The 12,903-nt window shown below is 44.9% G+C and carries 7 protein-coding genes; 5 read left to right on the forward strand and 2 right to left on the reverse strand.

Annotated features, from left to right (window positions below; all coding sequences use genetic code 11):
- Positions 1 to 150 precede the first annotated feature (150 nt).
- The gene (locus ACOKFD_RS18850) at positions 151 to 468 is read left to right on the forward strand and encodes a DUF3467 domain-containing protein (RefSeq protein WP_422859305.1); all 318 of its coding nucleotides are present in this window, start codon (positions 151 to 153) and stop codon (positions 466 to 468) included.
- A gap of 50 nt (positions 469 to 518) precedes the next feature.
- Here ACOKFD_RS18850 and ACOKFD_RS18855 read toward each other — a convergent pair whose 3' ends face one another.
- Together ACOKFD_RS18855 and ACOKFD_RS18860 are read right to left on the reverse strand one after the other, a co-directional pair.
- Positions 519 to 914, reverse strand: a complete 396-nt coding sequence (locus ACOKFD_RS18855; protein WP_422859306.1) for a hypothetical protein — start codon at positions 912 to 914, stop codon at positions 519 to 521.
- 129 nt (positions 915 to 1,043) lie between these two features.
- On the reverse strand, positions 1,044 to 2,639 hold the full coding sequence (locus tag ACOKFD_RS18860; protein WP_422859307.1) for a peptide chain release factor 3: 1,596 nt from the start codon (positions 2,637 to 2,639) through the stop codon (positions 1,044 to 1,046).
- A gap of 388 nt (positions 2,640 to 3,027) precedes the next feature.
- On the opposite strand from ACOKFD_RS18860, the gene ACOKFD_RS18865 reads away from it, so the two are divergent.
- From ACOKFD_RS18865 to ACOKFD_RS18880, 4 genes are all read left to right on the forward strand, one after another.
- A complete protein-coding gene (locus tag ACOKFD_RS18865) occupies positions 3,028 to 7,443 on the forward strand; it encodes a gliding motility-associated C-terminal domain-containing protein (protein WP_422859308.1) in 4,416 nt (1,471 codons plus the stop codon).
- 15 nt (positions 7,444 to 7,458) lie between these two features.
- On the forward strand, positions 7,459 to 8,409 hold the full coding sequence (locus ACOKFD_RS18870; RefSeq protein ID WP_422859309.1) for a PorP/SprF family type IX secretion system membrane protein: 951 nt from the start codon (positions 7,459 to 7,461) through the stop codon (positions 8,407 to 8,409).
- Positions 8,410 to 8,418: 9 nt separating this feature from the next.
- Entirely contained in the window at positions 8,419 to 10,371 is a 1,953-nt protein-coding gene (locus tag ACOKFD_RS18875) for an OmpA family protein (protein ID WP_422859310.1), read from the forward strand.
- A gap of 221 nt (positions 10,372 to 10,592) precedes the next feature.
- Positions 10,593 to 12,797, forward strand: a complete 2,205-nt coding sequence (locus tag ACOKFD_RS18880) for a proprotein convertase P-domain-containing protein (RefSeq protein WP_422859311.1) — start codon at positions 10,593 to 10,595, stop codon at positions 12,795 to 12,797.
- Positions 12,798 to 12,903: the final 106 nt, after the last annotated feature.

Here is a 12,903-nt window from a genome sequence, read left to right on the forward strand (position 1 = left end):
TGATGTAATCACAAAAATTTCCTTGAAGGTCTCTTGAATTTTTGGTTCGTTTTGTTTCAAGACAAAATGAACAAACTATCTTAAAAGTGTAAGAGTATTTACGTGACTTCTTATAAATGAGAATCACACTAATATCAAATTAAATAAGCAATGGCTGATAACAATCAGAATCAAAATCAAAAACAAATCAATATAGAGTTGGATGAAAAAATGGCGGAAGGAATCTACTCCAACTTAGCTATTATCAATCACTCCGTCTCAGAGTTTGTGGTTGATTTTATAAGCATGATGCCTGGGGCTCCCAAAGCAAAGGTTAAAAGCAGAATTGTACTGACACCGCAGCATGCCAAAAAGTTTTTAAAAGCCTTGAATGATAATGTAGCCCGTTTTGAAAAGGCACATGGAGCTATAAAAGATTATGAGCAACCTCCCATTCCATTGAATTTTGGTCCTACGGGGGAAGCATAAAAAAAGCCTGAACAATTGTTCAGGCTTTTTTTTACTGTTTTAATTTTGGTTTAACCCAGCCAACCTTTCTGAATTCCTTTTTTGGAGAACAGAATAAGGTAAATTCCTAGTATAACTACGATAATTGGCATAAAATAAGCTGATGGACCAAAGGCTTCAGTAGCCTTTGAGATAAATAACCAACTTATAAATTGTGCGACAGCTGCAATCAAGGATAATGTAAAAAGAGGTTTTGCCCATTTTTTACGAAGAAGTAAACCTAATGATCCGAGAATCCCTGAAAAAACGGCAATTGCAAAAGCCGCGGTAGCCCATGTTGGAATGCTTTCAAAAGCTTCACGCTGTACCTGGTTTAACGGTTCCAGCATAGCTTCTTTATTGTAAGCTTGGTTCAAGTAGTTAAAGACCCCCATTGCATTCCATAAAAAGGCGATAATACTTACCACCCAAAACCATATGGGTGGCTTTGCAGAGTTTGTCATAATACTGATTTTTATTGGTTTATGCTGAGGAAGTTACAAAAAATGTAACATCTCAAGTTTGAACCAAAAAGGAATCGGAGCTTGAAGAAGGATTTAGTTGGATTCTTTCTCCGAAGTAAAACGAAGTCGCACAGTGGGATATTTTTGTTGTGTCATCTGCAACGAAAACTGAGAATCAGCTAAAAAAACAAGTTGTCCACGCTTATCCTTAGCCAAAAATTTTTGTTTGATTCGTTTAAATTCCTTGAATTCCTCATTTGATTCATCCTCTGGATCTACCCAACACGCCTTATATACGGGGAAGTTCTCATAGGAACACTTGGCTCCATACTCATGCTCCAACCGATACTGGATGACCTCATATTGTAATGCACCTACAGTTCCAATAATTTTTCTTCCGTTTAATTCCAGCGTAAACAATTGCGCAACCCCTTCATCCATCAACTGGTCAATACCCTTGTTGAGTTGCTTGGCTTTCATAGGGTCGGCATTGTTGATATAGCGAAAGTGTTCTGGTGAAAAACTAGGTATGCCCTTATAATTAAGCTTTTCCCCGCTGGTCAAGGTATCACCAATTTTAAAATTCCCTGTATCGTGCAATCCTACAATGTCTCCTGGGAAAGAGACATCAACAATTTCTTTTTTCTCGGCAAAAAAAGCATTGGGGCTGGAGAATTTTAGTTTCTTGTCATGACGTACGTGTAAATAGGGTTTGTTCCTTTCAAAAGTACCAGAAACTATTTTGATAAAGGCCAGCCTGTCCCTATGCTTGGGGTCCATATTGGCATGTATTTTAAATACAAAACCAGAGAAGTCTTTTTCCGAAGCGTCTACCAAGCGCTCCTCTGCCATTTTTGCCCTAGGAGACGGAGCTATTTGAATAAAGCAATCCAGCAATTCCCGTACACCAAAATTATTCAAGGCAGAGCCGAAGAAAACGGGTTGTTGCTCACCCTTCAAATAGGCTTCTTGGTCAAACGCAGGATATACGCCACTAACCAATTCAAGATTGTCCCGAAGTTCACTAGCGGCAGATTCACCAATAATAGTTTCAAGTTCGGAGCTTTCTAAATCATCAAATGCAATGGTTTCTTCAATATTCTGCTTACTGTTTCCACTAAATAGGTTGATGTTCTTTTCAAAGATGTTGTATATACCTTTAAAATCATACCCCATCCCAATGGGAAAACTTAAAGGTGTCACAGAAAGGCCTAATTTTTGCTCTACTTCGTCCAACAAGTCAAATGCATCTTTTCCCTCACGGTCTAGCTTATTTATAAAAACAATCATGGGAATACTGCGCATTCTGCATACCTGAACCAATTTTTCAGTTTGTTCCTCAACACCTTTGGCCACATCAATGACCACAATTACGCTGTCCACCGCGGTCAAGGTCCTAAAGGTATCTTCTGCAAAATCTTTGTGCCCTGGAGTGTCCAGTATATTGATTTTCTTGTCTCTGTAAATAAAAGCGAGCACGGAAGTAGCTACGGAAATACCTCGCTGCCGTTCTATCTCCATAAAATCACTGGTGGCAGATTTCTTGATTTTGTTATTCTTCACCGCACCTGCTTCTTGGATGGCCCCACCAAACAATAGTAATTTTTCGGTTAAGGTAGTTTTACCAGCATCAGGGTGCGATATAATTCCAAAAGTCCTTCTACGTTCTATTTCAGTGCTAAAATCCATGCAAAAAAATTTCGGCAAAAATAAGATAAATGTAGCTATTGCCTCATAAAAATCAGTGATTGGAAAACTGTTGAAAGAATGAAGAAAAAAAACAATCCAAAACCTTTTTTTTAAGAAAAAGTGGGGTACTTTTCCATATCGTAAACAAGCTCTTTTTCGATTCTAAAAATCCAAAATTAGATTGAGTACGTATCCATATATGTGGTAGCTAATATTGTGTAAATGACACTTTATCGATTAAAGTAGGTGAAAACTCTCAAATGCTTTAATTATGTCATTCGGTTTAAACCGATCAATAGAATATCACGACATAGGAGTGGAATGCCCCAGTTCTTATTCCAATATTTAACCTCAAGCCATGGTGATTAGTTGACCAAAACTGTCATTTATGGAAAAAATTACTTTCTTAAGATTTAAGAAAAGAGGCATACGCATCCTACTTTTATCGGTTAGCCTTCTCACATATTTTTCGGTTACTTCCTTTAAAGCACACAGTTCTTCCATTATAAATTCGGGTTCACTTTCATTTGTTGATACGGATGGGGATGGAGTTCCAGACAGCCATGATATGGATGATGATGGTGACGGAATTTTGGATATTGTTGAAAAGGGGAAAGATACGGATGGTGATGGTATCCCTGATAAAAGGGATATTGATTCCGATAATGATGGTATTTTGGACAATGTAGAGGCACAATCTTCTAAGGACTATATACCACCTTCAGGTTATGATATAGATGGAAATGGATTAGATGATGCCTATGAGGTTACTCCAGGAAGTTGCAATGGTCTTACCCCGGTTGATACTGATTATGACCATGTGCCTGACTATTTGGACATTGATTCAGATAACGATGGAATTCTGGATAATGTAGAAGCACAAACCACAAAAGACTTTCAAGCACCTTGTGGAACTGATAGTGACGGAAATGGATTGGACGACCACTACGAAAGCTGCCCAGGCGGTGGAGAAGGTATTACACCTGTAGATACGGATAGTGATCATCATCCTGATTTCAGGGATATTGATTCTGACAATGATGGGATATTGGATAATGTAGAAGCTCAAAAGGTAAAGAAGTTTAAACCTCCTTGTGGGATTGATAGTGATGGAAATGGATTAGACGACCATTACGAATCGCATCCCGGTGCTGGGGAAGGATTGACACCCATTAATAGTGATACGGATCATCAACCAAACTTTAGAGACATCGACAGCGACGATGACGGTATCCCTGACAACGTTGAGGCGCAGCCCACCAGCGGCTATGTGCCCCCTAGCGGCCAGGACGATGACAATGACGGTCTGGACAATGCCTACGAGGGCAGTGGGGACGAGGGGCTCACCCCTGAGAACACCGATGGGGAGGACGAGCCGGACTATCTGGACGATGACTCGGACAACGATTTTGTTGCGGACAACAACGAGGGCAACGACTTCAATTTTGACGGGATCCCGGACCAGCAGTTCACGGGCACCGATACGGACAACGACGGTCTTGACGACGGCTACGAGGGCAGCGATGTCAATGACGGCTACGACGTTAACGACGAGATAGACGATCCAGCGAACGACCTGCCGGACACTGATGGTACGGAGGACGTTAACTACCGGGATTTTGATGATGACGGAGATGGTCTGGACACCCCCGATGAGGACGTTGACCAGGACGGCGACCCTACCGACGACGATACGGACAATGACGGCACGCCCGACTACCTTGATCCCGACAACGGTCCCGACACGGACGGCGACGGTGTTCCCGATGTGGTTGACATCGACGATGACAACGACGGTATACTGGACACTGTGGAGGACCCGAACCTTGATAACGACAACGACCCTTTGACCAACCCATTGGACAGTGATGGCGATGGCCGTCCCGACCACTTGGACATCGACAGCGACGATGACGGTATCCCTGACAACGTTGAGGCGCAGCCCACCAGCGGCTATGTGCCCCCTAGCGGCCAGGACGACGACAATGACGGTCTGGACAATGCCTACGAGGGCAGTGGGGACGAGGGGCTCACCCCTGAGAACACCGATGGGGAGGACGAGCCGGACTATCTGGACGATGACTCGGACAACGATCTTGTTGCGGACAACAACGAGGGCAACGACTTCAATTTTGACGGGATCCCGGACCAGCAGTTCACGGGCACCGATACGGACAACGACGGTCTTGACGACGGCTACGAGGGCAGCGATGTCAATGACGGCTACGACGTTAACGACGAGATAGACGATCCAGCGAACGACCTGCCGGACACTGATGGTACGGAGGACGTTAACTACCGGGATTTTGATGATGACGGAGATGGTCTGGACACCCCCGATGAGGACGTTGACCAGGACGGCGACCCTACCGACGACGACACGGACAATGACGGCACGCCCGACTACCTTGATCCCGACAACGGTCCCGACACGGACGGCGACGGTGTTCCCGATGTGGTTGACATCGACGATGACAACGACGGTATACTGGACACTGTGGAGGACCCGAACCTTGATAACGACAACGACCCTTTGACCAACCCATTGGACAGTGACGGCGATGGCCGTCCGGACCACTTGGACATCGACAGCGACGATGACGGTATCCCTGACAACGTTGAGGCGCAGCCCACCAGCGGCTATGTGCCCCCTAGCGGCCAGGACGACGACAATGACGGTCTGGACAATGCCTACGAGGGCAGTGGGGACGAGGGGCTCACCCCTGAGAACACCGATGGGGAGGACGAGCCGGACTATCTGGACGATGACTCGGACAACGATCTTGTTGCGGACAACAACGAGGGCAACGACTTCAATTTTGACGGGATCCCGGACCAGCAGTTCACGGGCACCGATACGGACAACGACGGTCTTGACGACGGCTACGAGGGCAGCGATGTCAATGACGGCTACGACGTTAACGACGAGATAGACGATCCAGCGAACGACCTGCCGGACACTGATGGTACGGAGGACGTTAACTACCGGGATTTTGATGATGACGGAGATGGTCTGGACACCCCCGATGAGGACGTTGACCAGGACGGCGACCCTACCGACGACGATACGGACAATGACGGCACGCCCGACTACCTTGATCCCGACAACGGTCCCGACACGGACGGCGACGGTGTTCCCGATGTGGTTGACATCGACGATGACAACGACGGTATACTGGACACTGTGGAGGACCCGAACCTTGATAACGACAACGACCCTTTGACCAACCCATTGGACAGTGATGGCGATGGCCGTCCCGACCACTTGGACATCGACAGCGACGATGACGGTATCCCTGACAACGTTGAGGCGCAGCCCACCAGCGGCTATGTGCCCCCTAGCGGCCAGGACGACGACAATGACGGTCTGGACAATGCCTACGAGGGCAGTGGGGACGAGGGGCTCACCCCTGAGAACACCGATGGGGAGGACGAGCCGGACTATCTGGACGATGACTCGGACAACGATCTTGTTGCGGACAACAACGAGGGCAACGACTTCAATTTTGACGGGATCCCGGACCAGCAGTTCACGGGCACCGATACGGACAACGACGGTCTTGACGACGGCTACGAGGGCAGCGATGTCAATGACGGCTACGACGTTAACGACGAGATAGACGATCCAGCGAACGACCTGCCGGACACTGATGGTACGGAGGACGTTAACTACCGGGATTTTGATGATGACGGAGATGGTCTGGACACCCCCGATGAGGACGTTGACCAGGACGGCGACCCTACCGACGACGATACGGACAATGACGGCACGCCCGACTACCTTGACCCCGACAACGGTCCCGACACGGACGGCGACGGTGTTCCCGATGTGGTTGACATCGACGATGACAACGACGGTATACTGGACACTGTGGAGGACCCGAACCTTGATAACGACAACGACCCTTTGACCAACCCATTGGACAGTGATGGCGATGGCCGTCCCGACCACTTGGACATCGACAGCGACGATGACGGTATCCCTGACAACGTTGAGGCGCAGCCCACCAGCGGCTATGTGCCCCCTAGCGGCCAGGACGACGACAATGACGGTCTGGACAATGCCTACGAGGGCAGTGGGGACGAGGGGCTCACCCCTGAGAACACCGATGGGGAGGACGAGCCGGACTATCTGGACGATGACTCGGACAACGATCTTGTTGCGGACAACAACGAGGGCAACGACTTCAATTTTGACGGGATCCCGGACCAGCAGTTCACGGGCACCGATACGGACAACGACGGTCTTGACGACGGCTACGAGGGCAGCGATGTCAATGACGGCTACGACGTTAACGACGAGATAGACGATCCAGCGAACGACCTGCCGGACACTGATGGTACGGAGGACGTTAACTACCGGGATTTTGATGATGACGGAGATGGTCTGGACACCCCCGATGAGGACGTTGACCAGGACGGCGACCCTACCGACGACGACACGGACGGCGACGGTGTTCCGGACTACCTGGACCCCGACAACGGTCCTATACCTCCTACAGAAGACGTGGAGGTAAACCAGTTAGTGACTCCAAACGGTGACGGAAGAAATGATTTCTTGTTTATTCGTGGATTGGAATTAGTTCGCAGCAGTACGCTGCAAATCTTCAACAGATGGGGAGTGAAAGTCTATGATGGTGAAAATTACAACAACGTAAACAATGTATTCGATGGACGTTCTAGGGGAAGGTCTACGTTGAGTGTAAACGATTTTCTGCCTTCGGGGGTATATTTTTATATCTTTGAGTACGAAACCGATGAAGGTAAATTCACAGACTCCGAATTCTTATACATAAGCCAATAACTTACTTTAAACAGTATGGATAGAAGATATTTTTGGATAGTTCTCTTGTTTATTGCTTTAACCGTAAGCCCGGTTTTTGGACAACAAGATGCCCAATACACACAATACATGTTTAACACAATTAGTGTTAATCCTGCATATGCGGGGTCAAGAGGGCAGTTAAGTTTTGCAGGCCTATACCGTTCGCAGTGGGTGGGGTTAGAAGGAGCTCCTGAGACGTTTACCCTAAACCTTCATTCTCCCATTAGAAATAGTAGATTGGGTTATGGGATTTCCATTGTAAATGATAACATTGGGGATGGAGTGGTACAAGAAACCTATTTGGATGCCGTGTTATCCTATACTATTGATGTTTCTTTAGATGCTAAACTTTCCTTTGGGCTAAAAGCTGGAGGAAATATGCTCAGCTTGGACTTCAATGGTCTACGTAATTTTGATCAAGAAGTGGTGAGCCAAGAAAATATTGACAATCAGTTCTCTCCAAACTTTGGTCTAGGAGTTTATTATCATACAGATAAGTTTTACGCAGGCTTATCAGCTCCAAACATTTTGGAAACCGAGTTTTTCGACAACAGTGGAGGAGATTCAAATTCAGTGAATTTTTTGGCTACGGAACGGATAAACTTCTATTTTATAACGGGTTATGTGTTTGACTTGAATAGTCAATTGAAATTTAAACCAGCCTTACTGACCAAAGCTGTAGGTGGTGCACCTTTACAGGTTGATGTATCGGCGAATTTCTTATTTGCAGATCGTTTTAGTTTTGGGGCAGCGTACCGATGGGATGCTGCGGTCAGTGCTCTGGCCGGATTCCAAATTACGGACCAGATTATGTTGGGACTTGCCTATGATAGGGAAACGACCGAGCTGGGAGGAACACAGTTCAACGATGGGTCGTTTGAAGTGTTTTTACGATTGGAACTGCTGAAAGCATTCCAAAGAACAGTTTCTCCAAGATTCTTTTAAAACCGGGATATGATAAAAAGAGTACTCCTAATTCTTTTTGTATTGATTGGCAGTTCAGTACATCTTACTGCGCAAGAAGAGGAAATTGAAGATAAGTTGCAAGCTCGGGTAAAGGCAAAGGCTGATGAGCGTTATGACGAATATTCCTTTAGTCCAGCGATTGATATCTATAAAAAAGTTTTGGACAAAGGTTATTCCTCTCCTGACTTATTGAAACGTCTGGCTAATTCCTATTATTTCAATGCGAAATATGAAGAAGCGGCAACTATCTATAAAAAACTTATAGAAACATTTCCAGATGATACCGAAGCGGATTACTTTTTTAGGTATGCACAATCGTTGAAAACCTTGGGTGATTATGACGAATCCGCGAAAGTAATGACCAAATTCAAACAAATGGCATCCTCCTTAGTGGTAGATTTTGATGAGGACTATTTGGAAAAGATTGAGGCCAATTCTGGAAGATATGATGTTGAACCTTTCAAATACAATAGTAAGTATTCTGATTTTGCTGCTTCGTATTATGATAAAGGACTAATTTTTTCTTCTGATAGGGATACGGGAAATTTAGCAAGGTACAGACATACTTGGAATTCTAGAGACTTTTTGGATTTATACAAGGTCAATGCTGACAGCATCTCTAATGACAATGTGGTTAAACTTGAAGGTGATGTCAATACTAGATTACATGAATCCACCTCAGTGGTTACCAAAGATGGAACCATCATGTACTTTACAAGAAACAACTTCTTGGATGGAAAAAAGTACAAAGATGAAAAAGGGGTTATCCGACTCAAAATATATAGTGCGGAACATATTGAAGGTGAATGGACCAACATCATTGAACTTCCCTTTAACAGTGATTCATATTCAGTGGCGCATCCTGTATTGAGCCCTGATGAAAAGAGATTGTATTTTGTTTCTGATATGCCAGGTTCTTATGGGGAATCAGACATTTTCATGACAGAGATAATAGGTGATGGAACTTTTGGCCCGATTGTGAATTTGGGGAAAACAATCAATACAGGAGCCCGTGAAACCTTTCCTTTCATCACTAAAGATGGTGTGCTATACTTTTCTTCAGACGGACATTCTGGATTGGGGGGATTGGATGTTTTTGCTACTAAAATTGCTTTCAACGAATATGATCAACCCATTGTAAACGTGGGGAGACCCATAAATGGCCCTAAAGACGATTTTGCATTTATCATTAACAACGAAGAAAAAGAAGGATATTTCTCATCCAACAGAGAAGGAGGCATGGGTGAAGACGATATTTATCACTTTTTTGAAACCGAACCTCTTGTGCTTGATTGTCTACAAGATGTTACTGGAACAGTTCGAGACCGCATTTCAAATGAGGTGTTGGCAGGAGCAACGGTAAAACTAATTGATGAAGAAAACAGAGAATTAACCTCCACCATTACGGATTCCAAAGGAAATTATGTACTGCAATTGGATTGCTCTAAAGGAAACTTTGTCAGAGCTTCCCGGGATGGTTATGTCCCAGCAGAGGAGTATCTAACCAAATCTTACGGGAAACCCCGTATAATCGATTTCTATCTAGAACGCGATGTTGTGACCGGAGGTTTTGGAGACGACTTGGCTAAACTCTTGCAGTTAAGTACCATTTATTTTGATTTAAACAAGTTTGATATTAGACCGGATGCAGAGATTGAGATTCAGAAAGTAATCGTGGCAATGGAAAAGTATCCGAGTCTTAAAATTCAAGTGAACTCTCATACAGATAGTAGGGGCAACGATGCGTACAACCTTTGGTTGTCCAAAAAACGAGCTGAATCTACGGTAGACTATATGATTTCCAAAGGCATATCACCGGATAGGTTGGAAGGTGTAGGATATGGAGAAACCAGACTGGTCAATGAATGTGAGAATAGAGTACAGTGTTCTAGAGATAAGCATCAATTGAACAGACGTTCGGAGTTCATAATTTTTGAGTGACAGTTGGTCTATTACGTCCAATAAAATGGCAGCTTCATCGATAAACGGAGCGTGAATTTCCGGTCTTTTATCTTTAACTTACTTCGATTTTAGCAGGCTACATATTCCAAATTGGGGCTTATACAACATTTTTTGGGCTGCACCCTAGTACCATTCTATTTTTAGCATCCAGAAGAAGACTTTCGTTGCTATGGAGGAAGTTTTCGTGCTAAAATCCATAGATGAATTCACCAAGCAAAAGAAACCTTTTAGTACTATTCCTTTTTTTTGGCACTTTGTTAGGCTCTGGTCAGACGACCATTTGGTTGGAAAACTTTGAAGATAACAGCAATGGGGATCAAACAGGGTCAGGAGAGGGAATTAGCACGGCTACTTGGTCTACCAATGATGGAGACGTTGATGTTCGTACATCTGGGGGTACGAGAGTGCTAAGAGGACAGAATACAGACAATACTACCGCGCGATGGACTACAAATACTATCAACATAGCAGGTTATTCCAATGTTTCCTTCAGTTTGGATGTAGATCAAGGAGGTACTTTGGATTTTGGTCAAGATGTATTTCAAATAGAGTACAGGATTGATGGCGGTAGCTATGTGGAGATTGAAAACGCTTCAGGGGATAATTCTCCCTCCGATCCAATCCAATCTTCTTATAGCGTTACTGGGTTATCTGGAAATACCCTGGAATTTAGGATAACGTTTTACAATACCGGAGGAACAGAACTATATGAAATAGACAATATTAGGGTCCAAGGAGACCCTTTGAATACTACCTGTAACACAATCACATCTTCCCCAGGATCTGCGATAAATGATTTTGCAACTCTAAATTCTAATTTAAGTGGTTTTGGAGCGGGAACGATTACGGACGTATATGTCACTTTGGACATCACCCATACTTGGGTTTCTGATATGGATATCAGTTTGACAAGCCCCGATGGAATAACTGTTTTGCTGTCCAGCGATAACGGAGGGAATGGTGACAATTATACAAATACAATTTTTGATGATGCTGGTGCAATTGCAATAACTGCGGGATCAGCTCCTTTTGATGGCATCTATAGTCCCGAAGGTAATCTTTCGAGTTTTGATGGTGAAAATCCGAATGGTACATGGACTCTCTCCATAACAGATAATTTTAGTGGCGATACCGGAACGCTGAACAGTTTTTCAATTAGTGTATGTACATCAGCTGGTACCGATTTAGCCGTTACTAAGATAGTTGATGATAGTACGCCCAAGGAAGGCGCTGACATTGTTTATACACTGTCAGTAACCAACAATGGTCCGGGAAACGCAACTAACCTAAGTATTACCGATGTTTTACCCTCAGGAATTACGTACGTTAGCGATGATGGCTCTTATGATTCAGGAACTGGTGTTTGGACAATAGGAAATCTAAACAATGGTTCTACGGCCACACTGAACATCACAGCAAATGTAAATTGGGGCACAAATGGTTCTACCATAACAAATACAATTACAGCGGTAAACGCAGACCAAATCGACAGCAATATTACTGCAGATGATTTAAGCGAATCCATCGTACCAACTTTGGATCAGCCTCCAGTCTTAACGTTAACGGGGAATCAAGTGTATTGCCCGGGTGGTTCTTTGGCAATTGCTGAAACCGTGAGTCTCACAGATTCAGATGACACTACTCTGGATGCCATATACATTCAGATTTCTTCTGGATATGTAAACGGAGAAGATTTACTAACTTTAACTGGAACTCATCCAAATATAACGGGTACTTGGGATGCCACAGAAGGTGAGCTCACCTTACAAGGACCGGCTACTTTTGCTGAATTTGAAGCGGCTATTCTTGGGGTTGAGTTTTCTAGTAGTAATCCATCACCAACGGGAACCCGACAGTTTTCCATAACCCCAGGCACAGCAAACTATCTTCCACCAACAGCACACTATTACGAATTTATACCTGATCCGGGAATTTCATGGACAGACGCGAGGGATGCTGCTGCCTTGAGGACTTATTTTGGTTTACAAGGATACCTTGCAACTTTGACCACACAGGCGGAGGCAGACTTTTCGGGTTCGCAGACCCAAGGAGTAGGTTGGATTGGAGCGAGCGATGCGGCTACTGAAGGAGATTGGAGATGGGTAACAGGACCTGAAGCAGGAACAGCTTTCTGGAGTGGCGGTGTTGGGGGTACCACAACGGCACCATTTAACTTTGCTTATTGGAATGGAGGCGAGCCGAACAATTCAGGTGATGAAGATTATGCCCACATTACCGACCCATCAGTTGTACGAGGTACCGGTGGACCTGGCTCATGGAATGATTTGCCCAACGCTGGAGGTGGAGGGGCATACGCGCCCCAAGGGTATGTTGTGGAATACGGGGGTAGTGTGGGAGAATCCTGTCTTGAGCATTACTGGGGTAACTACGGTTACGGTAGATAATATCGCGCCTACAGCAAGTAACCCTTCGCCAGTAACCGTTTTCTGTTCTGCGGATGTTCCCGCTTCGGATATAACGGTTGTTACAGATGAGGCAGATAACTGTACA

The sequence above is a fragment of the Flagellimonas ulvae genome (genome assembly GCF_049333175.1).
In the GTDB taxonomy this organism is placed as follows: Bacteria; Bacteroidota; Bacteroidia; order Flavobacteriales; family Flavobacteriaceae; genus Flagellimonas.

Coding starts and splice junctions, on each gene's coding strand:
- ACOKFD_RS18850 (WP_422859305.1), top strand. CDS start 151: ATGGCTGATAACAATCAGAATCAAAATCAAAAACAAATCAATATAGAG.
- ACOKFD_RS18860 (WP_422859307.1), bottom strand. CDS start 2,639: ATGGATTTTAGCACTGAAATAGAACGTAGAAGGACTTTTGGAATTATA.
- ACOKFD_RS18865 (WP_422859308.1), top strand. CDS start 3,028: ATGGAAAAAATTACTTTCTTAAGATTTAAGAAAAGAGGCATACGCATC.
- ACOKFD_RS18870 (WP_422859309.1), top strand. CDS start 7,459: ATGGATAGAAGATATTTTTGGATAGTTCTCTTGTTTATTGCTTTAACC.
- ACOKFD_RS18875 (WP_422859310.1), top strand. CDS start 8,419: ATGATAAAAAGAGTACTCCTAATTCTTTTTGTATTGATTGGCAGTTCA.
- ACOKFD_RS18880 (WP_422859311.1), top strand. CDS start 10,593: ATGAATTCACCAAGCAAAAGAAACCTTTTAGTACTATTCCTTTTTTTT.